The 22,479-nt window shown below is 59.9% G+C and carries 22 protein-coding genes; 15 read left to right on the top strand and 7 right to left on the bottom strand.

Features of this window, described 5'->3' with window-relative positions; all coding sequences use genetic code 11:
* Positions 1 to 8 precede the first annotated feature (8 nt).
* From HFK74_RS22175 to HFK74_RS22160, 4 genes are all read left to right on the top strand, one after another.
* The gene (locus HFK74_RS22175) at positions 9 to 1,373 is read left to right on the top strand and encodes a DUF1329 domain-containing protein (protein WP_180205339.1); all 1,365 of its coding nucleotides are present in this window, start codon (positions 9 to 11) and stop codon (positions 1,371 to 1,373) included.
* Between the two features lie 298 nt (positions 1,374 to 1,671).
* The gene (locus tag HFK74_RS22170) at positions 1,672 to 4,410 is read left to right on the top strand and encodes a LuxR C-terminal-related transcriptional regulator (RefSeq protein WP_180205338.1); all 2,739 of its coding nucleotides are present in this window, start codon (positions 1,672 to 1,674) and stop codon (positions 4,408 to 4,410) included.
* A 76-nt stretch (positions 4,411 to 4,486) separates the two neighbouring features.
* Positions 4,487 to 5,131, top strand: coding sequence for an MBL fold metallo-hydrolase (locus HFK74_RS22165; RefSeq protein WP_008060243.1), 645 nt, complete (start codon positions 4,487 to 4,489; stop codon positions 5,129 to 5,131).
* A gap of 104 nt (positions 5,132 to 5,235) precedes the next feature.
* Positions 5,236 to 5,964: an OmpA family protein gene (locus HFK74_RS22160; RefSeq protein ID WP_180205337.1), complete on the top strand. Its 729-nt coding sequence runs from the start codon at positions 5,236 to 5,238 to the stop codon at positions 5,962 to 5,964.
* Between the two features lie 199 nt (positions 5,965 to 6,163).
* Here HFK74_RS22160 and HFK74_RS22155 read toward each other — a convergent pair whose 3' ends face one another.
* The gene (locus HFK74_RS22155) at positions 6,164 to 6,598 is read right to left on the bottom strand and encodes a YhcB family protein (RefSeq protein WP_008060245.1); all 435 of its coding nucleotides are present in this window, start codon (positions 6,596 to 6,598) and stop codon (positions 6,164 to 6,166) included.
* A 144-nt stretch (positions 6,599 to 6,742) separates the two neighbouring features.
* On the opposite strand from HFK74_RS22155, the gene HFK74_RS22150 reads away from it, so the two are divergent.
* The 3 genes from HFK74_RS22150 to zapE all read left to right on the top strand — a co-directional run bounded on the left by HFK74_RS22150 (position 6,743) and on the right by zapE (position 9,937).
* Positions 6,743 to 7,372 (top strand): alpha/beta hydrolase, encoded by a 630-nt coding sequence (locus HFK74_RS22150; RefSeq protein WP_180205394.1) that lies wholly within the window; start codon positions 6,743 to 6,745, stop codon positions 7,370 to 7,372.
* 24 nt (positions 7,373 to 7,396) lie between these two features.
* Entirely contained in the window at positions 7,397 to 8,752 is a 1,356-nt protein-coding gene (locus tag HFK74_RS22145) for a tryptophan--tRNA ligase (protein WP_180205336.1), read from the top strand.
* Positions 8,753 to 8,842: 90 nt separating this feature from the next.
* A complete protein-coding gene (zapE, locus tag HFK74_RS22140; protein ID WP_180205335.1) occupies positions 8,843 to 9,937 on the top strand; it encodes a cell division protein ZapE in 1,095 nt (364 codons plus the stop codon).
* Positions 9,938 to 10,133: 196 nt separating this feature from the next.
* Here zapE and HFK74_RS22135 read toward each other — a convergent pair whose 3' ends face one another.
* Positions 10,134 to 11,054 carry a GlxA family transcriptional regulator gene (locus HFK74_RS22135; protein WP_177325075.1) on the bottom strand — a complete coding sequence of 307 codons (921 nt, stop codon included), beginning with the start codon at positions 11,052 to 11,054 and terminating at the stop codon, positions 10,134 to 10,136.
* 222 nt (positions 11,055 to 11,276) lie between these two features.
* Between HFK74_RS22135 and HFK74_RS22130 the strand changes: the two genes are divergently transcribed.
* Positions 11,277 to 12,413: an acyl-CoA dehydrogenase family protein gene (locus HFK74_RS22130; RefSeq protein WP_180205334.1), complete on the top strand. Its 1,137-nt coding sequence runs from the start codon at positions 11,277 to 11,279 to the stop codon at positions 12,411 to 12,413.
* 124 nt (positions 12,414 to 12,537) lie between these two features.
* On the opposite strand, the gene HFK74_RS22125 is transcribed toward HFK74_RS22130, so the two are convergent.
* A complete protein-coding gene (locus HFK74_RS22125; RefSeq protein ID WP_180205333.1) occupies positions 12,538 to 13,578 on the bottom strand; it encodes an NADP(H)-dependent aldo-keto reductase in 1,041 nt (346 codons plus the stop codon).
* 246 nt (positions 13,579 to 13,824) lie between these two features.
* Between HFK74_RS22125 and rplM the strand changes: the two genes are divergently transcribed.
* The 7 genes from rplM (at position 13,825) to HFK74_RS22090 (ending at position 18,713) form a co-directional block, all read left to right on the top strand.
* The gene (gene rplM / locus HFK74_RS22120) at positions 13,825 to 14,253 is read left to right on the top strand and encodes a 50S ribosomal protein L13 (RefSeq protein ID WP_003228062.1); all 429 of its coding nucleotides are present in this window, start codon (positions 13,825 to 13,827) and stop codon (positions 14,251 to 14,253) included.
* Positions 14,254 to 14,267: 14 nt separating this feature from the next.
* A complete protein-coding gene (rpsI, locus tag HFK74_RS22115; protein WP_003228056.1) occupies positions 14,268 to 14,660 on the top strand; it encodes a 30S ribosomal protein S9 in 393 nt (130 codons plus the stop codon).
* Between the two features lie 268 nt (positions 14,661 to 14,928).
* The gene (gene petA, locus HFK74_RS22110) at positions 14,929 to 15,522 is read left to right on the top strand and encodes a ubiquinol-cytochrome c reductase iron-sulfur subunit (RefSeq protein WP_008060255.1); all 594 of its coding nucleotides are present in this window, start codon (positions 14,929 to 14,931) and stop codon (positions 15,520 to 15,522) included.
* A complete protein-coding gene (locus HFK74_RS22105) occupies positions 15,522 to 16,733 on the top strand; it encodes a cytochrome bc complex cytochrome b subunit (protein WP_008060256.1) in 1,212 nt (403 codons plus the stop codon). The genes petA and HFK74_RS22105 overlap by 1 nt, the downstream gene beginning before the upstream one ends.
* Entirely contained in the window at positions 16,733 to 17,515 is a 783-nt protein-coding gene (locus HFK74_RS22100) for a cytochrome c1 (RefSeq protein WP_180205332.1), read from the top strand. Before HFK74_RS22105 ends, HFK74_RS22100 begins: the two co-directional genes overlap by 1 nt.
* 150 nt (positions 17,516 to 17,665) lie before the next feature.
* A complete protein-coding gene (locus tag HFK74_RS22095; RefSeq protein ID WP_007972581.1) occupies positions 17,666 to 18,283 on the top strand; it encodes a glutathione S-transferase N-terminal domain-containing protein in 618 nt (205 codons plus the stop codon).
* Between the two features lie 16 nt (positions 18,284 to 18,299).
* Positions 18,300 to 18,713: a ClpXP protease specificity-enhancing factor gene (locus HFK74_RS22090; protein ID WP_007943725.1), complete on the top strand. Its 414-nt coding sequence runs from the start codon at positions 18,300 to 18,302 to the stop codon at positions 18,711 to 18,713.
* Positions 18,714 to 18,911: 198 nt separating this feature from the next.
* On the opposite strand, the gene HFK74_RS22085 is transcribed toward HFK74_RS22090, so the two are convergent.
* From HFK74_RS22085 to HFK74_RS22070, 4 genes are all read right to left on the bottom strand, one after another.
* Positions 18,912 to 19,490, bottom strand: coding sequence for a BON domain-containing protein (locus HFK74_RS22085; RefSeq protein WP_150702954.1), 579 nt, complete (start codon positions 19,488 to 19,490; stop codon positions 18,912 to 18,914).
* Positions 19,487 to 20,080: a phosphoheptose isomerase gene (locus HFK74_RS22080; protein WP_180205331.1), complete on the bottom strand. Its 594-nt coding sequence runs from the start codon at positions 20,078 to 20,080 to the stop codon at positions 19,487 to 19,489. Before HFK74_RS22080 ends, HFK74_RS22085 begins: the two co-directional genes overlap by 4 nt.
* 104 nt (positions 20,081 to 20,184) lie before the next feature.
* Complete coding sequence (locus tag HFK74_RS22075) at positions 20,185 to 20,547, bottom strand: YraN family protein (protein ID WP_180205393.1); 363 nt, start codon at positions 20,545 to 20,547, stop codon at positions 20,185 to 20,187.
* Positions 20,547 to 22,358, bottom strand: coding sequence for a penicillin-binding protein activator (locus tag HFK74_RS22070; RefSeq protein ID WP_180205330.1), 1,812 nt, complete (start codon positions 22,356 to 22,358; stop codon positions 20,547 to 20,549). The genes HFK74_RS22075 and HFK74_RS22070 overlap by 1 nt, the downstream gene beginning before the upstream one ends.
* Positions 22,359 to 22,479: the final 121 nt, after the last annotated feature.

Here is a 22,479-nt window from a genome sequence, read left to right as displayed (position 1 = left end):
GCACACACATGAAAATAACCAAGAGTCTGTTCCACGCTGGTGTCCTGGGACTTTCGCTGCTGGCGACCAGCGTAATGGCGGCGGTCCCGGCGGCAGAAGCGGACAAGCTGGGCAAGAGCCTGACCCCGATGGGCGCCGAAATGGCGGGCAATGCCGACGGTTCGATCCCGGCCTGGAAACCGATGCCGAAAAATGCCGGCACCGTCGACAGCAAGGGTTTCCTGTCAGATCCGTATGCCAGCGAAAAACCGCTGTTTACCATCACCGCGCAGAACGTCGACCAGTACAAGGCCAAGCTCGCTCCGGGCCAGTACGCGATGTTCAAACGCTACCCGGAAACCTACAAGATGCCGGTTTACCCGTCCCATCGCGGTGCCACCGTGCCGGATGACGTGTTCGCCTCCATCAAGAAGAACGCCACCAACACCGAGCTGGTATCCGGCGGTAACGGGCTGAAAAACTTTGAAACCGCGGTACCGTTCCCGATTCCGAAAAGCGGCGTGGAAGTCATCTGGAACCACATCACCCGTTATCGCGGCGGCAGCGTAACCCGACTGGTCACCCAGGCCACGCCACAGCCGAACGGCTCGTTCAGCCTGGTGTACTTCCAGGACCAGTTCGTGTTCCGTGACAAGATGAAGGACTACGACCCGGCGAACCCGGGCAACATCCTGTTCTACTTCAAGCAGAAAGTGACCGCGCCGGCGCGTCTGGCCGGTGGTGTGTTGCTGGTGCACGAAACCCTCGACCAAGTGGCGGAACCGCGTTCGGCGTGGGTCTACAACGCCGGTCAACGTCGCGTGCGCCGTGCGCCGCAAGTGTCCTATGACGGCCCGGGTACCGCTGCAGACGGCCTGCGTACCTCAGACAACCTGGACATGTACAACGGTGCGCCGGATCGTTACGACTGGAAGCTCGAAGGCAAGAAAGAGATGTACATCGCTTCCGACGCCTACAAGCTCGATGATCCGAAGCTCAAGTACGGCGACATCATCAAGGCTGGCCACATTAACCAAGACCTGGCTCGCTACGAGCTGCGCCGGGTCTGGCACGTGGTGGCAACCTTGAAGGAAGGTCAGCGCCACATCTACGCCAAGCGTGACTTCTACATCGATGAAGACACCTGGCAGGCGGCGGTGATCGACCACTACGACGGTCGTAATCAACTCTGGCGTGTGGCGGAAGCTCATGCCCAGAACTATTACAACGTCCAGGTACCGTGGTACACCCTGGAAGCGCTGTACGACCTGCAGTCGGGCCGTTACCTGGCACTGGGCATGAAGAACGAAGAGAAGTCGGCGTATGACTTCGGCTTCACCGCCACCACCAGCGACTTCACCCCGGCGGCACTGCGTCAGGATGGTGTTCGTTAACATGCAATGACCTGAGGCCGCATCCTCCGGAAAAACGCCCCGACTGGTTCGGGGCGTTTTTTTTTGCGTTTTCACTGTAGGAGCGAGCCTGCTCGCGAAAAACCAGAGAGCACCGCGTGGTGCCAGACTTCACGCGTTCACGTCCATCGTCGGAACGCCGCCCGGAGCAGGCTCGCTCCTACAGGGTGTGTAGACTTTTTGTAGCCATTTGTAGCAATAACCTTCATTCCCTCCTCGTTTACCGCTAGTCTGCGGACATCTGCAACGCCGCCACCCGCAACACAAACAAGAGCCGGCCATGACTGATCTGTCCCCACCACCAGGTCCTGCAAGCGTCGCTGTCGCCGCGCTGGACGGGCGCTTTTTCCGACCGCCATTGCCCGACGGCCATGTGCTGCGCCCACGCCTGTGCGAGCGCTTGAGCGCCGGTCTCGGTGGCAGGTTGCTGCTGGTCAGCGCACCGGCCGGGTTCGGCAAGAGTTCGTTGGCGGTGGAGTTCTGCCAGGCGCTGCCCGCCCATTGGCAAAGTCTCTGGCTGGGGTTGAGCCCGCGCGACAGCGACCCGGGCCGATTCCTCGAGCGATTGCTCGAAGGCCTGCAGGATTTTTTCCCGCAGTTAGGCAGGCAGTCCCTCGGGTTATTGAAGATGCGCCAGCGGCACCAGCCGTTCGCCTTCGAAGAATGGCTGGACGGGCTGCTCGACGAACTGGCCGTGCACCTGTCGACCGCGACCCCCCTGTTGCTGGTGCTCGATGACTATCACCTGGCCCAGGGGCCGGTGCTTGATCGCTGCCTGCAGTTTTTCCTCAATCACCTTCCCGATGGCTTGCTGGTGATGGTCACCAGTCGACAGCGTCCAGACTGGCACCTGGCGCGGTTGCGCCTGTCGCGCCAGCTGCTGGAGTTGCATGAGCAGGATCTGCGCCTGACCCACGATGAAGCCTTGAGCCTGCTCGATCGGCACAGCAGTTCCTTGCGTGGCGAGGCGCTGGAAAACCTGATCCAGCGCAGCGAAGGCTGGGTTGCCGGGTTGCGCTTCTGGTTGCTGGCCGCGTCCGAGGCAGGCACCCAGGGAGCATTGCCCCAGGCGCTCCACGGCGGGGAAGGGTTGATCCGCGATTACCTGCTCGAGGAAGTGATCGATTGCCTGCCCGCCGAAGTGCAAGCCTTTCTCTACGACACCGCCCACCAGGAACGTTTTTGCAGCGAACTGTGCGACGCCATTCGAGACGCCCATGACAGCGCCGAAATCCTGCGCTTCCTGGCTGCCCACCAGGTGTTCCTGGTGCCGCTGGACGAGCACGGCCACTGGTATCGCTATCATCATCTGTTTTCCGACCTGCTGCGCACACGGCCAGGGGCGCAATCGATGGTGCCTGCCGCCAGCCTGCACCTGCGCGCCTGTCGCTGGTTCAATGCCCAGGGCCTGCTCGATGAAGCGGTCGAGCAGGCGTTGCGGGCCGGGCACCTGGACGTTGCGGCAAACCTGGTGCAAAACCTTTCCGAAGAACAACTGCTGGCCGAGCAGAATGTCGGCATGTTGCTGCGCTGGAAAATGGACTTGCCCGATAGCCTTCTGATCAGCACACCGCGCCTGATCGTGCTCTACAGCTGGGCGTTGGGCCTGGCCTGCCAGCTGGACGCCGCCGAGGAACTGGCCAGCCACCTGAGCCGATTCCTGCCGGCACCGTCGGCCACCGCGCAAAAGTCGATGCTGGCGCAATGGCTGGCCCTGAGCGGGATCATCGCGCGCGGGCGCGGCAATCGCGAACTGACGATACGTTATTGCACCGAAGCGCTGGAGAGCCTTCCGTGCAAGCGCTATGGACAGCGATTGATGTGTCTCTCGACCCTGTCCAACCTGGCGATTGCCGATGGCGATATGTGGCGTGCCAGGAAGTTGAACCGTGACTCCCTGGAACTGGCGCAACGGGTGGGCAACCCGTTGTTCGAGGCGTTGGCCCATTACGACCGCGCTCGCGTATTGCAGGCACGGGGCGAAATACTGCGCTCGCTCGATGAAGTCCGGCAAGGGCTGCAACGCTTGCAGGGGCTGTCTGCGCAGCGACTCTATGCGGTACGCGCCCGACTGACGTTGTACGAGGGCTTCCTGTTAGCCTTGCGCCTGCAACCCCAAGCGGCGCGGCTGCGCTTGCAGGCCGGCTTGGGTGAAGCCCGCGCCTGTCGCGACATCAGCGTCCTGATCGGCCATTGCGTGATCGCCCGACTGGAAGGCAGCAGCGGGGAGTTCGCCAAGGCTTTTGCCGAGCTCGCCGAAGCCGAACGACTGATGCACATCTGGGACGTGCCGCCGATCTACTACCTGGCAATGATTACCCTGGTCAAATGCGAACTCTGGCTGGCCCAGGGGCGTACCGATCTGGCGCAAGCCTGGTTGGCGCGTTTGGGGCAGACCTATAACGGCGAGCAGCCGGCCGCACCACCGGAATTCCATCCGCAACTGCCGCTGCACATCGAACTACAGCAAGCGTTACTGGAGGTCATCCAGAACCAACCGATGCTGGCCGAAGGACGTTTGAATGCGCTGCTCGAACATGGTCAGCAAACTGGCCGGCAGATGCTCAGTGCAATGGCGCTGACGCAAAAAGTTTCACTGTTGCTGGGCAGCGGACGCGAACCCGAGGCCCGCAAGGCGCTGGTCCAGGCATTGGACGCAGCAGCCGGCGGTGTGCTGCAACCCTTTGAAGGGCTGTTGGCCGAGCATCCGGACTGGCTGCGTGGGCAACTTCAACTCTGTGCGCCGACCACGGTTTCCCAGGACCTTGCAGAAAAACTTCCAGCCATGGCCTCTCGCCCGGCGCTGGAGCCCATTCCCCCGTCGGAACAACTCAGTACCCGGGAAATGGCCGTCCTGCGCCTGATCGCCCAGGGCTGCTCGAACCAGGAAATCAGCGACCAGCTGTTTATTTCGCTGCATACGGTGAAAACCCATGCCAGCCATATCAACAGCAAGCTGGGGGTCGAGCGGCGCACGCAAGCGGTGGCGCGGGCGAAGGAGTTGGGGGTGTTGGTGTAGTGTTGGGCGCCCCCCACGTCCCGCAATCGGACATGCCTGTGCCAGAATAGGCCATCCATTTTTTCCAGGAACACCCATGGACGCTGCCAAACCTGCGCTGATCCGCGAAACCTTCCCCGTCGGCCCCTTGCAGTGCAACTGCACGATCATCGGCGATCCGATCACGAAAAAAGCCATTGTGGTCGACCCGGGCGGCAATCATGAACTGATCCTCGCGCGGCTCGATGCCCTGGGCCTGAAGGTGGTCAGCATCATTCACACCCATGCGCACCTCGATCACTTCCTGGCCTCGGGCCAGTTGAAGGAAAAAACCGGCGCCACCCTGCATTTGCACAAGGAAGACCAATTTCTTTGGGACAACCTGGAGATGCAATGCCAGATGTTCGGTGTGCCCTACACGCCGGTACCGTCGCCGGACCGCTGGCTGGCCGACGATGAAGAGCTGGCGTGTGGTTGTGGCGTGGCATTGCACACACCGGGTCACACACCAGGCTCCATGAGCTTCTGGTTTTCCGAGGCCAAGCTGTTGATTGCCGGGGACACCTTGTTCCGGCGCGGGGTAGGGCGCACGGATCTGTGGGGCGGCGACCAGGCGACCATCGTGCGTTCGATCAAGCAGCGTTTGTACACCCTCGACGAAGAGGCGACGGTCGTGGCTGGGCATGGTCCGGATACCCGCTTGGGTGATGAAATGCGCGAGAACCCTTTTGTTCGCGCCTGATTTGTAACAAGTGGAATTTTCACTTGTCGAAATGATCCAACGCCCGCAAAGGTTCGATGCTTAAGTCCGTTGCACCACAGAATGCAAAAAAGTAGGAGCTCTACATGTTCACCACGCCTCGTTTGATTATTGTCGCTACTGCCGTGGCACTGTTGGCCGGTTGCGCCTCGCCCAACCCTTACGACAACCAGGGCCAGGCCAATAGCGGCTCCACGGGCATGAGCAAGACCGCCAAATACGGTGGCCTCGGGGCTCTGGCCGGTGCATTGGCCGGTGCTGCCATCAACCACGACAACCGTGGCAAGGGCGCGCTGATTGGTGCTGCTGTAGTGGGTGCTTCCGCTGCCGGTTACGGCTACTACGCTGACCAGCAGGAGAAAAAACTGCGTGAGAGCATGGCCAACACCGGTGTCGAAGTGCAGCGTGAAGGTGATCAGATCAAGCTGATCATGCCGGGCAACATCACGTTCGCCACCGATTCGGCGAACATCGCTTCGAGCTTCTACCAGCCGCTGAACAACCTGGCCGGTTCGCTGAAAGAGTTCAACCAGAACCAGATCGAAATTGTCGGCTACACCGACAGCACCGGCAGCCGCCAGCACAACATGGACCTGTCCCAGCGTCGCGCCCAGAGCGTGGCAACTTACCTGACCTCGCAAGGCGTGAGCGGTACCAACCTGAGCGCCCGTGGCGCCGGCCCGGATAACCCGGTCGCCAGCAACGCCGACACCAATGGGCGGGCGCAGAACCGCCGGGTAGAGGTGAACCTGAAGGCGATTCCAGGCCAGCAATATGGTGGCCAGCAACAAGGTGACGTTCAGCCGTTCCCTTGATCGCCTGACTGAACCCCAGGCATAAAAAAACCGGCCCCTTCGCGAGCAGGCTTCGCTCCTACAGGAGGCACGCAAAACCTGTAGGAGCGAGGCTTGCCCGCGAAGAGGCCAGAACAGGCACCGGAACTCTGGAATAACAGAAACAAAAAAGCCCCCGGACAATCACTCGTCCGAGGGCTTTTTCACACCTGAAACCTGATTACTTCTTCAGGCCGTAATGCTCATCGAGCATGCCCGGCGCGTTCGGGGCTTTCGGTGCGTAGTCGCGCGGTGGTTCCTGATTGCGCGGTGGCGTCAGGCGTTCCCGTGGAGCCTGCGTCGCATCGGCGTGCAGGGAGGCCAGCAGGCGTTGGCGGGTCTGCTCATCCAGGGCCAGGCGGTTGGCACCCTCGGCGAGATGATCCTGCACTTCCTGATAGCTCGCAGTCAGTTTCTTGACCAGCGTCGCGGTGCTGTTGAAGTGGGTCACCACTTCGTTCTGATAACTGTCGAAACGTTCCTGAATGTCGTCCAGCTGACGTTGCGTGCTGCTAGGCGCGGCATTCGGCGCAAGGCGAGCGATCAGAAACCCAATGGCGACACCCACAACCAGGGCAAGAGTCGGTAACAACCAAACTAAGAGCGAGTGTTCCACGAGTCCTTCCTCTATAAACGGCTTTGCTTTACGTTAACGGCTCGAACCTGCGCTGTATACCGCGATTCACTCGCAATGGACAGCCGCAGACAATTTGCTAGACGAGTCGACCCGATTCGAGGTCACGGAGTTCCTTCCTTGCTTATGCGTGAAACCCCTGTAGTGATTGATGGCCCGGTCGGCCAGCTGGAAGCACTGTACCTGGACAATGAGCAGCCGCGCGGCCTCGCGCTCATCTGCCATCCGAACCCGGTGCAGGGCGGAACCATGCTCAACAAAGTGGTCTCGACCCTGCAGCGCACCGCGCGCGATGCCGGCTTGATCACTTTGCGTTTCAACTACCGTGGCGTCGGTGCCAGCGAAGGCTCCCACGACATGGGTACCGGCGAAGTCGACGATGCGCAGGCCGTGGCCGAATGGTTTCGCGCCAGGCACCCTGAGTTGCCGCTGACCCTGTTCGGTTTTTCCTTCGGCGGTTTTGTTGCAGCAAGTCTCGGCGGGCGTCTGGAAGCGCAGGGCGAGCAGCTCAAGCATCTGTTCATGGTCGCTCCAGCGGTTATGCGTCTGGGCGCTCAGGATCAACTGCCGCAGCAGGGTGAATTGACGCTGATCCAGCCGGAAACCGACGAAGTGATTGATCCGCAGCTGGTTTACCAATGGTCCGACAAGCTCGAACGTCCCCATGAGCTGCTGAAAGTGGCAGAATGCGGACACTTTTTTCATGGCAAGCTGACCGATCTCAAGGATCTGATCCTGCCGCGTCTCTCGAATTGATTGCAGTCTGACAAGCGATTACCCATGACGACTCGTACCCGTATCCTCACCGGCATCACCACCACCGGCACGCCGCACCTGGGCAACTACGCAGGCGCCATCCGCCCGGCGATCCTTGCCAGCCGTGACAGCAATGCCGATTCGTTCTATTTCCTGGCCGACTACCACGCCCTGATCAAGTGCGATGACCCGCTGCGCATCCAGCGCTCGCGCCTGGAAATCGCCGCGACCTGGCTGGCCGGTGGCCTGGATGTGGACCGCGTGACCTTCTACCGTCAGTCCGACATCCCGGAAATCCCCGAGTTGACCTGGCTGCTGACCTGCGTTGCCGCCAAGGGCCTGCTCAACCGTGCCCACGCCTACAAGGCGTCGGTGGACAAGAACGTCGAGACCGGTGAAGACCCGGACGCCGGCATCACCATGGGCCTGTACAGCTACCCGGTGCTGATGGCCGCGGACATCCTGATGTTCAACGCGCACAAGGTGCCGGTCGGCCGCGACCAGATCCAGCACGTGGAAATGGCCCGGGACATCGGCCAGCGTTTCAACCACCTGTTTGGCCAGGGCAAGGAGTTCTTCACCATGCCCGAGGCGCTGATCGAAGAGAGCGTGGCCACGCTGCCGGGCCTGGACGGCCGCAAGATGTCGAAGAGCTACGACAACACCATTCCGTTGTTCAGCAGCGCCAAAGAAATGAAGGACGCGATTTCCCGTATCGTCACCGACTCCCGTGCACCGGGTGAGGCAAAGGATCCGGACAACTCGCACCTGTTCACCCTGTTCCAGGCGTTCGCCACCCCGGCGCAAGCCGACGAGTTCCGCAGCGATCTGCTGCAGGGGCTAGGTTGGGGCGAGGCGAAGAATCGCTTGTTCCAGCTGCTGGACAGCGAGCTGGGCGAGTCCCGCGAGCGTTACAACCAACTGATCGAGCGCCCGGCGGATCTTGAAGACATCCTGCAGCACGGGGCGAAAAAGGCGCGTGCAGTCGCGACCCCTTTCCTCAACGAGTTGCGCGAAGCGGTAGGCCTGCGTTCGTTCGTTGCCCAGGCTCAAGTGGCAGCGACCACCAAGAAGAAAGCCGCGAAGGCCGCGCGTTTTGTCAGCTTCCGTGAAGACGATGGCAGTTTCCGCTTCCGTCTGCTGGCGGCCGATGGCGAGCAACTGCTGCTGTCGCGTAACTTCGCCGACGGTAAAACCGCAGGTCAGGTGACCAAGCAACTGCAATCGGGCCAGCCATTGGACGTGCGCAGCGAAGACCTGAGCTTTAGCGTCTGGCTTGAAGGTCAGTGCGTGGGTGACAGCCCGGCGTTCGCTGACAGCGCCGCGCGCGATGCTGCGATCGAGGCATTGCGGATCGCCCTGACGCCAGTCCAGGACTAATCAACGGCTCGGCCCGACCAAGGGCTGATTGCCATTCCCACGGGCCATCGCTACAGTGACGGCCCGTTTTTGTTGCCTTGCTAACGAATTATGACGCCCCTAGAACGATATCAAGCTGATCTGAAACGCCCGGAATTCTTCCATGATGCCGCGCAGGAAACTGCCGTGCGTCATCTGCAGCGCCTGTACGACGATCTGGTCGCGGCCGAGCAGAACAAACCGGGCCTGCTGGGCAAACTGTTTGGCAAGAAGGATCAGGCACCGGTCAAGGGCCTGTACTTCTGGGGCGGCGTGGGTCGCGGCAAGACTTACCTGGTCGACACCTTCTTCGAAGCGCTGCCGTTCAAGGAGAAGTCCCGTACTCACTTCCACCGCTTCATGAAGCGCGTGCACGAAGAGATGAAGACCCTGGGCGGCGAGAAAAACCCGCTGACCATCATCGCCAAGCGCTTTTCCACCGAAGCCCGGGTGATCTGCTTCGATGAATTCTTCGTCTCCGACATCACCGACGCCATGATCCTCGGCACCTTGATGGAAGAGCTGTTCAAGAACGGTGTGACCCTGGTTGCGACGTCGAACATCGTGCCCGACGGCCTGTACAAGGACGGCCTGCAACGCGCGCGCTTCCTGCCGGCCATCGCGCTGATCAAGCAGAATACCGAGATCGTCAACGTCGACAGCGGCGTCGACTATCGCCTGCGTCACCTCGAACAAGCGGAACTGTTCCACTTCCCGCTCGACGAAGCCTCCCACGAAAGCCTGCGTAAAAGCTTCCGCGCGCTGACGCCGGAATGCACTGCAGCGATCGAAAACGATGTGCTGATGATCGAGAACCGCGAAATCCGTGCCCTGCGTACCTGTGATGACGTGGCCTGGTTCGATTTCCGTGAACTGTGCGACGGCCCACGTAGCCAGAACGACTACATCGAACTGGGCAAGATCTTCCACGCCGTGTTGCTCAGCGGTGTCGAGCAGATGAGCGTCACCACCGACGACATCGCCCGACGCTTCATCAACATGGTTGACGAGTTCTACGATCGCAACGTCAAGCTGATCATTTCTGCCGAAGTAGAACTCAAAGACCTCTACACCGGCGGTCGCCTGAACTTCGAGTTCCAGCGAACCCTGAGCCGCCTGCTGGAAATGCAGTCCCACGAATTCCTGTCCCGGGCGCACAAGCCGTAGGACGATTCGAAAAATAAAAAGGGCCTGCATTTGCAGGCCCTTTTTTATGTGCGCTGAAGAACCCTCAAATTCACCGCAATCCCCTGTGGGAGCGAGCCTGCTCGCGATAGCGGTATGTCAGTCACATCATTGCTGAGTGTGCCGACGCCATCGCGAGCAGGCTCGCTCTCACATTGAAAAGGGTGGGCTTCAGGGTTCAGGCAGCCTGCTGAAACTGCTGCCGATACTGGTTCGGCGACAACTCCGTATGTTGGCGGAATAGCCTGGCGAAGAAGCTCGCATCGTCATAACCGACTTCATAACTGATGGTCTTGATGCTCTTGCGGCTGCCGGACAGCAAGCCTTTGGCGGTTTCGATGCGCAGGCGCTGCAGGTAGTGCAGTGGCTTGTCACCGGTGGCGGTCTGGAAGCGCCGCATGAAGTTGCGGATGCTCATGCCGTGTTCGCGGGCGACGTCCTCGAAGCGGAATTTGTCGGCGAAGTGTTCTTCGAGCCAGTGCTGGATCTGCAGGATGATCACGTCCTGGTGCAGCTTTTGCCCGCCGAAGCCGATTCTTCCCGGCGAGTAGCTGCGTTGCACTTCATAGAGGATGTCTCGCGCCACGGCCTGGGAGACGTTGGCGCCGCAGAAGCGCTCGATCAGGTAGACGTACAGGTCGCATGCCGAGGTGGTGCCGCCTGCGCAATACAGGTTGTCGGCGTCGGTCAGGTGCTTGTCCTGATTGAGTTGGACCTTCGGGAAACGTTCTGCGAAGGCATTGAAGAAGCGCCAGTAAGTGGTCGCCTCCTTGCCATCGAGCAGGCCGGCTTCGGCGAGCCAGAACACCCCGGTGGCCTCGCCGCAGAGTACAGCGCCGCGGGCATGTTGCTGACGCAGCCAGGACAGGACCTGTGGATGACGTTTGCTCAGGGTCTCGAAATCGTCCCAGAACGCGGGAATGACGATGATGTCGGCATTTTCCAGGCCGCCGTCCACCGGGATCACCACGTCGCTGAAGGTGTTGACCGGTTTGCCGTCGGGGCTGACCAGTCGGGTTTCGAACGCTGGAGTCAGGCCGTGGCCCAGTTGTTTGCCGTAGCGCAGGCTGGCGAGGTGGAAGAAATCCTTGGCCTGCATGAGGGTGGAAGCGAAAACCCGGTCAATGGCCAGGATGCTGACGCGCCGCAAGGGCGTGGAGGCTTGGTTAGACATAATTCAACTTTATTCTTATAGGGGAAAGTGGTCACCAGACGGCTGGATCGTCTTATTTTTTGTCGGATGTGTCCAGTGTCCTGTATCGGACGCCAGGCATAGTCTCTGAAGGTCCATTCCTTTAAAAAACAAAGATAAGGGTGCCGCATGATTCCGAGAACCTTGTTCAGTTCCGAGCACGAACTCTTTCGCGACAGCGTGCGAACGTTCCTCGAGAAAGAAGCGGTGCCGTTCCATGGGCAATGGGAAAAACAGGGCTATATCGACCGTCAACTCTGGAACAAGGCAGGGGAGGCGGGGATGTTGTGCTCGCATCTGCCGGAAGAGTACGGCGGGTTGGGGGCGGACTTTCTGTACAGCGCGGTGGTCATCGAAGAGATAGGGCGCCTGGGGTTGACCGGTATCGGTTTTTCCCTGCATTCGGACATTGTTGCACCCTACATCCTGCATTACGGCAGTGAAACGCTGAAACACAAATACCTGCCCAAACTGGTGTCTGGCGAGATGGTCAGCGCCATTGCCATGACCGAGCCCGGTGCCGGTTCCGACCTGCAAGGGGTGAAGACCACCGCAGTGCTCGATGGTGACGAGTATGTGATCAACGGCTCGAAGACGTTCATCACCAATGGCTTCCTCGCAGACCTGGTGATCGTCGTCGCCAAGACCGACCCGAAGGCCGGTGCGAAGGGCACCAGTCTGTTCCTGGTGGAGGCCGATACGCCGGGCTTCGACAAGGGCAAGCGCCTGGAAAAGGTCGGCATGAAGGCCCAGGACACCTCGGAGCTGTTCTTCCAGGATGTCCGGGTGCCCAAGGAAAATCTGCTGGGCCAGGCGGGGATGGGGTTCGCGTATTTGATGCAGGAGTTGCCGCAGGAGCGTCTAACCGTGGCCATCGGCGGCCTGGCTTCAGCTGAAGCGGCGTTGCAATGGACCCTGGAATATACCCGCGAGCGCAAAGCCTTCGGCCAGGCAGTTGCCGACTTCCAGAACACCCGTTTCAAACTTGCCGAGATGGCGACCGAGATCCAGATCGGCCGGGTCTTTGTCGACCGCTGCCTGGAGTTGCACCTGCAAGGCAAGCTCGACGTGCCAACGGCGGCGATGGCGAAGTATTGGGGTACGGACCTGCAGTGCAAGGTGCTCGATGAGTGCGTGCAGCTGCATGGCGGTTACGGGTTCATGTGGGAATACCCGATTGCCCGGGCGTGGGCGGATGCGCGGGTGCAGCGGATCTATGCCGGGACCAATGAAATCATGAAGGAGATCATTGCGCGGTCACTGTAATGCAGTGTTGATCGTTCCCACGCTCCGCGTGGGAATGCCTCAAGGGACGCTCCGCGTTCCAGCTTCAGAAAGGGACGCGGAGCGTCCCGGGCTGCATTCCCACGCAGAGCGTGGGAACGATCAGTCAAGGCGCGGGGTTCGGGTGATCCCTGTGAATCGCCTCGATCCCTTCCAGCACTTCATCCGACAGCTTCAGGTCAAAACTGGCAATGTTGCTCTCCAGTTGCTCCAGTGTCGTCGCACCAATGATGTTGCTGGTCACGAACGGCTGTTGCGTGACGAATGCCAGGGCCATTTGCGCCGGGTCCAGGCCGTGCTCCCGGGCCAGTGCGACGTAGCGGCTGCATGCCGCTTCCGACTGCGGGTTGAAATAGCGGCTGAAGCGGCTGTAGAGGCTCAGGCGGCCTTTTGGCGGGCGGGCCCCACCTTCGTACTTGCCTGACAGGAAACCGAACGCCAGCGGCGAATAGGCGAGCAGGCCGCACTGTTCGCGAATGGCGATTTCCGCCAGGCCGACCTCGAAGCTGCGGTTGAGCAGGTTGTAGGGGTTCTGGATCGACACCGCGCGCGGCCAGCCGCGTTGCTCGGCCAGGGCCAGGAAGCGCATGGTGCCCCACGGCGTTTCGTTGGACAGGCCGATGTGGCGGATCTTGCCGGCCCTGACCTGTTCGTCCAGCGCTTCGAGGGTGTCTTCCAGGGGCGTCAGGTTGGCTTCGGTCTGGTGCTTGTAGCCCAGTTGTCCGAAGAAATTGGTGCTGCGCTCCGGCCAGTGCAGCTGGTACAGGTCGATGTAGTCGGTCTGCAGGCGCTGCAGGCTGGCATCCACGGCCTCGGTGATGTGCTGGCGATTGTGCCGCAGGTTTTTGTCGCGGATGTAGTCGATGGTGTTGCCCGGGCCGGCGATCTTGCTGGCGAGGATCCAGTCGCTGCGATCGCCGCGGCTCTTGAAGTAATTGCCGATGTAGCGTTCGGTGGTGGCGTAGGTTTCGGCCTTGGGCGGCACCGGGTACATTTCAGCAGTATCGATGAAGTTGATCCCGGCGGCCTTGGCGCGCTCGATCTGGGCGAAGGCGTCTGCCTCGCTGTTTTGCTCGCCCCAGGTCATGGTTCCGAGGCAGATTGCGCTCACGTTCAGGTTGGTCCGGCCTAGCTGGCGATACTCCATCGGGGAGCTCCTTGGGCAAAACAATCATAAAAGCAGGTTGAATTATTTTTCGCAATCTGCATAATTGCGCACCTCTTTCTGCAGTGGAAGTGATGCGCCGCCGCCGAAGAATCTTGCCGTTGAACGGACGCGCCGACCCGAGCCCCCGAAAGCGTCTGTATCCGGCTGCCTTTGACTTGTCAAAGTACGCACTATTCAGTAAGATCCGCCGTCTAATTTACAGGGCGGCCCCTGAGGCTATAAAGAATGAAAACTTTTACTGCTAAACCGGAAACAGTAAAGCGCGACTGGTTTGTCGTCGACGCTGCTGGTCAGACCCTGGGTCGTCTGGCCACCGAAATCGCGAGCCGTCTGCGTGGCAAGCACAAGCCTGAGTACACTCCTCACGTTGACACCGGCGACTACATCGTCGTAATCAACGCCGAGCAGATCCGTGTTACCGGCGCTAAAACCACTGACAAAATGTACTACTCCCACTCCGGTTTCCCGGGCGGCATCAAGTCGATCAACTTTGAAAAGCTGATCGCCAAGGCCCCTGAGCGCGTGATCGAGACCGCGGTCAAAGGCATGCTGCCTAAGAACCCGCTGGGTCGCGACATGTACCGTAAGCTGAAAGTCTATGCGGGCGCTGCACACCCTCATACTGCTCAGCAGCCCCAAGAACTGAAGATTTAACGGAATAGTTCATTATGTCGGCGACTCAAAATTACGGCACTGGCCGTCGCAAGACCGCAACCGCACGCGTTTTCCTGCGTCCGGGTACTGGTAACATCTCCATCAACAACCGTTCGCTGGATAATTTCTTCGGCCGCGAAACTGCCCGCATGGTAGTTCGTCAGCCGCTGGAATTGACTGAGACTGTCGAGAAGTTCGACATCTACGTCACCGTGATCGGCGGTGGTGTGAGTGGTCAAGCTGGCGCAATCCGCCACGGCATCACCCGCGCTCTGATGGACTACGACGAAACTCTGCGCAGCGCTCTGCGTAAAGCCGGCTTCGTAACCCGCGATGCACGTGAAGTTGAACGTAAGAAAGTTGGTCTGCGTAAAGCGCGTAAGCGTCCGCAGTACTCGAAGCGTTAATTCGCTTCCACGTTCAAAAAGAACGCCCAGTCTCCTCACGGAGCTGGGCGTTTTTTTGTGCGTGTGATTTTCTCAAAGAATTGCGCTGTGACAACTTGCCACATCGTCAGAGGCCCTATACTACAAGGCTTGGCAGTGGTGCCCCAGGGTAATTACCTTGTCAGAATTGGGGCTTTTCATTACCATTCGGCAAAATTTTTATAAGTACAGCGTTTTACTTAGTAGATGCCTGATTTAACAGGCCACAAAGCTGATGGGAGAGGACTGAATGAGCAATGACGGCGTGAATGCAGGCCGGCGTCGCTTCTTGGTAGCAGCCACATCCGTGGTGGGTGCTGCAGGAGCGGTGGGGGCTGCGGTCCCGTTCGTGGGGTCATGGTTTCCCAGTGCCAAGGCGAAAGCCGCAGGTGCACCGGTGAAAGTGAATGTCAGCAAGATCGAGCCAGGCCAGCAGATGATTGCTGAATGGCGCGGCCAGCCGGTGTTCATCGTCCGCCGTACCGAGGAAATCCTGGGGAATCTGAAGAAGATCGAGGGCCAGCTCTCTGACCCTACCTCCAAGAACTCGACACAACCGACCTATGTCGACCCCGAAACGCGGTCGATCAAGCCTGAAGTTTTGCTGTTGATCGGCATCTGCACGCACCTGGGTTGCTCGCCGACCTTCCGTCCCGAAGTCGCGCCCGCGGACTTGGGAAAGGACTGGGTAGGCGGTTATTTCTGCCCTTGCCACGGCTCCCACTACGACCTGGCTGGCCGCGTCTACAAGTCGCAACCTGCGCCTTTGAACCTGCCAGTTCCCCCGCATTCCTATGAGACCGATGACATCATCGTCGTTGGCGTCGATACGGAGAAAGCGTGATGAGCAAGTTCATGGATTGGGTTGATGCGCGCTTTCCCGCGACCAAGATGTGGGAAGACCATCTCAGCAAGTACTACGCCCCGAAGAACTTCAACTTCTTCTATTTCTTTGGCTCCCTGGCGCTGCTCGTTCTGGTCAACCAGATCGTCACCGGTGTCTGGCTGACCATGAGCTACACCCCGTCGGCGGAAGAAGCCTTCGCTTCCGTCGAGTACATCATGCGCGACGTCGAGTACGGCTCGATCCTGCGCCTGCTGCACTCCACCGGCGCTTCGGCGTTCTTCATCGTGGTCTATCTGCACATGTTCCGTGGCTTGCTCTACGGGTCGTACCAGAAGCCGCGTGAGCTGGTGTGGGTCTTCGGCATGCTGATTTACCTGGCGCTGATGGCCGAGGCCTTCATGGGCTACCTGCTGCCGTGGGGCCAGATGTCCTACTGGGGTGCCCAGGTGATCATCTCGCTGTTCGGTGCGATCCCGGTCATCGGCAACGACCTGACCCAGTGGATTCGTGGTGACTACCTGATTTCCGGTATCACCCTGAACCGCTTCTTCGCCTTGCATGTGGTGGCGCTGCCCATCGTGATTCTCGGCCTGGTGGTGCTGCACGTCCTGGCGCTGCACGAAGTCGGTTCGAACAACCCGGACGGCGTGGACATCAAGAAATACAAGGACGAAAACGGCGTACCGCTGGATGGCATTGCCTTCCACCCGTACTACACCGTGAAAGATATCGTCGGTGTGGTGGTGTTCCTGTTCATCTTCTGCTCGATCGTGTTCTTCTTCCCGGAAATGGGCGGTTACTTCCTCGAGAAGCCGAACTTCGAAGTGGCGAACGCCTTCAAGACCCCAGAGCACATCGCTCCGGTCTGGTACTTCACGCCATTCTACGCGATCTTGCGTGCGGTTCCGGACAAGCTCCTGGGTGTGATCGCCATGGGTGCGGCCATCGCCGTGCTGTTCGTCCTGCCATGGCTGGACCGTAGCCCGGTCAAGTCGATGCGCTACAAGGGCTGGATGAGCAAGATCTGGCTCTGGGTGTTCTGCATTTCGTTCGTGATCCTGGGCGTGTTGGGTGTTCTGGCGCCGACTCCGGGCCGTACGTTGCTGTCGCAGGTATGTACCTTCCTGTACTTCGCCTACTTCATTCTGATGCCGTTCTACACCAGGCTCGAGAAGACCAAACCGGTTCCGGAAAGGGTGACTGGCTGATGAAAAAACTATTTGCTGTACTGATTCTTGCTGCCCTGCCGGTGTTGTCCTTTGCGGCTGAACACGGTGGTCCCGAGCTGGAAAAAGTCGACATCGACGTTTCCGATAAGGCTGCAATGCAGGATGGCGCACGTACGTTCGCCAACTATTGCATGGGTTGCCACAGCGCCAAGTTCCAGCGTTACGAGCGTGTTGCCGATGACCTCGGCATTCCGCACGAGCTGATGCTCGAGAAGCTGGTGTTCACCGGTGCCAAGATCGGCGATCACATGAGCATCGGCATGCAGCCGGCCGACGCCAAGGCCTGGTTCGGCGCGGCGCCGCCCGATCTCACCCTGGTGGCTCGTGTGCGTGGCACCGATTGGCTCTACGGTTACCTGAAGTCGTTCTATGAAGACCCGTCGCGCCCATGGGGTGTGAACAACAAGGTCTTCCCGAACGTCGGTATGCCTAACGTGCTGGTCGGCCTGCAAGGTCGTCAGGTCGTCGGCTGCAAACAGGTTCAAATCGTCGAAGACGGCAAGAAGCAATATGATCCGCTGACCGGTACACCGCTGACTCATGAAGCGTGCGATCAGCTGACCATCGTGCCGAAGAGTGGTGCCCTGACCGAAGAGCAGTTCGATGAGAAGGTCAAGAATCTGGTAACCTTCCTGGCTTACTCGGCTAACCCGGTTAAGCTGCAACATCAGCGCATCGGTACGTACGTATTGCTGTACCTGGCGTTCTTCTTCGTATTCGCTTACTTGCTCAAGCGCGAATACTGGAAAGATGTGCACTGATAAAGCTTCAAGCAATTGCTGTTAATCGCGCGCGCCCAAGGGCGCCTCTGAAAGGGTAACGAGCCTGGTGAGCCAGGCGTTACGGGAGGCGTCCTCTGGGCGCGCTCGTTTTTCTGCTTCCGATCATTTCAACAAGCGAGGAGGATCGCCATGGGCGTGACCAATCGGTTGGCCTGTTACTCCGACCCCGCCGACCACTATTCCCACCGAGTGCGAATCGTACTGGCAGAGAAGGGTGTCAGCGCCGAGATCATTTACGTGGAGGCTGGTCGCCAGCCGCCTAAACTGATCGAAGTGAACCCTTACGGCAGCTTGCCGACGCTGGTCGACCGTGACCTGGCGTTGTGGGAATCTACGGTGGTGATGGAATATCTGGATGAGCGTTATCCACACCCGCCGCTGTTGCCGGTCTATCCGGTGGCGCGTGCCAACAGTCGTTTGCTGATTCATCGCATTCAGCGTGACTGGTGTGGCCTGGTGGATCTGATCCTGGATTCGCGGACCAAGGAAGCGGCGCGTGCCGTGGCGCGCAAAGAGCTGCGCGAGAGCCTGACGGGTGTGTCGCCGCTGTTTGCCGACAAGCCATTTTTCCTCAGTGAGGAACAAAGTCTGGTGGATTGCTGCCTATTGCCAATACTCTGGCGATTGCCGATTCTAGGTATAGAACTGCCGCGGCCAGCCAAGCCGCTGCTTGATTACATGGAGCGCCAGTTTGCGCGTGAGGCTTTCCAGGCGAGTCTGTCTGGTGTCGAACGCGACATGCGCTAAGGCTTAAGGAGCCGATATGAACTCCAGTCGACCTTATCTGGTCCGTGCGCTCTACGAGTGGATTGTTGATAACGATTGTACCCCGCACATGCTGGTCAATTCCGAGTATCCCTCGGTGCAGGTGCCGCAAGGTTTTGCCAGTGACGGCCAGATCGTCCTGAACGTATCGCCACAGGCCGTGCGTCATTTGCACATGGACAACGAGGCGGTTAGCTTCGAAGGCCGCTTTGGTGGGGTGCCGCATACCCTGTACGTGCCTATAGCCTCGATCCTGGGCATCTACGCCCGGGAGAATGGCCAGGGCATGGTGTTCGATCTGGAGTCGCCCATGGAGGACGAGGAAGAGATCGAGCCGGATGATGATATTCCGCCTCCGGACAGCGAGCCGCCGCGACCAAGCGGTCGACCGAGCTTGAAGGTGGTGAAATAAAAAAGGGCGATCCGAAGGGATCGCCCTTTTTTTATTTCTGTTGTAGGAGCCCGGCTTGCCGGCGAAGGCGATCTTGAGGGCCCCTTCGCCGGCAAGCCGGGCTCCTACAGGGCGAAGGCGATCTTGAGGGCCCCTTCGCCGGCAAGCCGGGCTCCTACAGGGCGATGGCGATTTCAGAATCGCGATCGCCGAGGAGGGTCAGTCGATGTACTCAAACAGCTTCACAATCTTCTGCACCCCGGAAACCCCTTGCACCAGGCTCGTCGCCTGGGCAGCTTCCTGCTTGGTCAGCAGGCCCAGCAGATAAACGATGCCGTTCTCGGTGACCACCTTGATGCGCGAGCCGGGGATGTTCGGGTCGGTGAGCATCTGGGTCTTGATCTTGGAGGTCAGCCAGGTGTCGTTCTGGCGGGCAAGGAAGCCGGAGGGTGGCAGGACCTGCAGTTCGTTGTGGACCGTCTTCACCCGCTGCACGGCAGCAGCGGCTTGTTCGGCCTTGGCCTTGAGGTCGGCGCGCGGGGTTTGCCCGGCGAGCAGCACGACGCCGTTGAAACTGGTGACGACAATGTGCGAGTCGTTGTCCAGGGCCGGATCGGCCTTGGCGATGTTGACGCCGACCTTGGTGTCGATCAACGAATCATCGATCTTGCTGCCGAAAGTGCGGGTGCCGCGGTCATCTTCAATCGGTGCTTCACGGCTGGCATTAACCACCGAGGTGCAGCCGCTGATGCCGAGGCACAGGGTCAGGGCCAGTAGGCCGAGGCGATTAGGGGTCATTCTTCACTCCCGAACAATAGGCTGTCGATCAAGTCGCAAAGGCAATGGATCGTCAGCAGGTGGACTTCCTGGATGCGTGCAGTGACGTTGGCTGGAACGCGAATCTCGGCGTCCTCTGGTAAAAGCAGCGACGCCATCCCGCCTCCATCACGCCCGGTCATTGCTACGACAATCATTTCGCGATCATGTGCAGCCTGGATTGCCTGAATAATATTGGCCGAGTTACCGCTGGTCGAAATTGCCAGCAAAACATCGCCCGGTTGGCCGAGGGCGCGGATCTGCTTGGAGAAGATTTCGTTGAAGCTGTAGTCATTGGCGATCGAGGTGATCGTGGAGCTGTCGGTGGTCAGCGCAATGGCTGGCAGGCTTGGACGCTCGCGTTCGAAGCGGTTGAGCAACTCCGAGGAAAAATGCTGGGCGTCGCCGGCAGAGCCACCGTTGCCGCAGCACAGGATCTTGCCCCCGTTGAGCAGGGCGTTGACCATCACCTCGCTGGCTTGCTCGATGTGCGGTGCAAGTACGTCCATCGCCATTTGCTTGGTATCGATACTGGCCTGAAAAAGCTGGCGAATTCGGGATTGCATGTCCATCTGTGTGACCTTAATGAGCGCGGCTGTCCGGCACGTGAATGTGCAGCCCGCAAAGCAAAGAGCAAAAGTGTTGAGTGGTGGTGTCCGGTTCGGGGCGTAGGCAATCAGCTGTCGAAGGCATTTTGCAACCAGTTCAACTGATCGAGGTTGCTGTCGATCGCAACCACGTCGAAGCGGCAAGGGGAGTCGGCCCAGCGCGACTCTCGCTGAAGAAAGTGCTGCGCGGCAAAAATCAGTTTTTGCCGTTTGCGCTCATCGATGCTATCGAGCGCGCCACCCCATTGAGTGTTTTTTCTGTAGCGAACTTCAACGAATACTACTGTATCGCCCTCCAGCATGACCAGATCAAGCTCGCCGCGTTTACACAACCAGTTCTGCGCCAGTAGCTGCAGGCCGTGTTGCTGAAGATGCTCGAGCGCATGGCGCTCGGCATCTTTACCGCATTGCTGGCGTGACCTTTGAGGCATCAGCGTGGGGTGTTCGGCAAGCGTTGAACCTGGCCATTGACGAACTCCGCCCATGGCAACTCACGCACCACTCGCTGGGTCTGGGTCATGCTCAGGCTGCCCGATTGGCCTTCGATACGGCTATCCGGCAGGGCCTTGAGCTGGCCCAGGCGGGGTGCCAGGCGGTAGGCGTCCACGCCCATGGCGTACAGGCGGCCCAGGCTGCCGGCTGCTTGTGGCCATTGCGCGGTGACCTGGCGCCGCAGTGGGTCATTGGCGTCCAGCAACCATGGGGTTTCGCAGAAGCGCACGCCATTCATGTCGTTGTACTGGTTGACGTCGCCGCTGGCGCTGAAGACGTGGGAGGTGGCGTAGACCGGAACGTCACCGGCGTACTGGAAATTCAGGGTCGGCTTGATCTGCTGCGCCTGTTGTGGCGTTGCGGCGAGGAAAATGAACTCGATGTCCTGGCGACGCGACGGCTGGGCGGCTACCTGCGAGCCAACAGTGGATTGCAGGCTCTTGGCGCGACCTTCGCTCTGGCGCAGCTGGAACATGTCGGCAATCTGCTGGGCCAGTTGTACCGGCTGGTCGACGCGCTCGGTGGCGACGATGCTGCCGCCGTTGGCTTGCCAGTCCTGGCTGAACGCCTTGAGAACGCGGTCGCCCCATTCACCCTTGGGCACCATGATGGCGGCGCGATGCAGGCCGTCGGCGCGAGCGCGGCGCGATACTTCGCGGGCTTCGTCTTCAGCGGCCAAGCCAAACTGGAACAGCTGGGCCGGTCCTTGTGCGCCTTCGCTGTAGTTCAGTGCCAAGGTAGTGATCGGCAGTTGCGGGCGGGTGCTGAGCTGTTTGACCAGTGGTTTTTCCAGCGGGCCTACGACCAGTTGCACGCCATCGGCCTGGGCCTTGCGATAGAAGTCGTCGAGCGAGGTCAGGCGCGAACTGTCGTAGAACTCGATGGCTGGTGGTTTCTGCCCGGCTTGTTGTGCCTGGTAGTGGGCGGCCATGAAGCCTTCGCGAAGTGCTTTACCGACCGATGCCAGCGGGCCGTCCTGTGGCAGGAGCAGGGCAATTTTGCTCAGGGGCTGGCTGGCCAGGTCCTTGAGGTTGGTCAGTGGCAGTGGCAGCTGTTTGGCAGCCGGGTGTTTCGGGTTCTGGGCGCGCCAGTTGTCGATCGCCGCCTGCTGTTCTTCGAGGGTGCCGGCAGATTTCACGGCCAGCGCCAAAGCCATCCAGCCGCCTAGATCGTCGGTGGTGGTCGGCTGCAGTTGGTCGGTCGGCAATGAAGCGATCAGGCTCCAGATCGCCTCATGGTTCTTGCTGGCCGCTTCGCCGCTGAGCATCGGCGCGATGAAGATGCGTTCCCGTGCGGCGGCGAGGGCCTGGCCATCGGCTTCAAGGGCGCGGGCACGAACGGTGCCGGTGCGCACTTGTTGCTCTTCCGGCATTTCACCCAGGCGCTGCAGGCTTGGATGGCTCAAGGCGGTCAGCGCGGCTTTGGGCTGGTTGCGGGTCATGGCCAGTTCAGCCGCCAGGGTGTTGGCGAAGATCTGCTGGCCCGGCTTGAGTGTTTCCACGGGAACCTGTTGCAGGATCTGCGCGGACTGGCCGGCATTGCCCTGGCGATAGGCCAGGTCGGCTGCGCTCAGGCGCAGCAGTGCCGCGTCTTCCGGCGTTTTGCTTTTGGCGGCCTTTTCGAGCAGTTGCTCGATGCTGGCATCCGGGGTCCGTGGAAGTTCGCCAAGGCTGGAGGAGGGCGAGCTGGCGCAAGCCGCCAGCAAGGCAGCGAGGCATAGGGCAGAGAACAGCCGCAGGCAAGCGATCATGTAGTGTTCCTGATACTCGATCAAATTAGCGTGGAATTGTACCCAAGCACTGGCCGGGGCGCGATGTTACTGGTGCGAATCGACCAATTTAGCGGGTGTAAATGTTGCTGTGCGGCACAAA

Origin of the sequence: Pseudomonas sp. SbOxS1, assembly GCF_013416725.1 — a bacterium.
Lineage (GTDB): Bacteria > Pseudomonadota > Gammaproteobacteria > Pseudomonadales > Pseudomonadaceae > Aquipseudomonas.
This window is presented reverse-complemented; position numbering and strand designations above follow the sequence as displayed.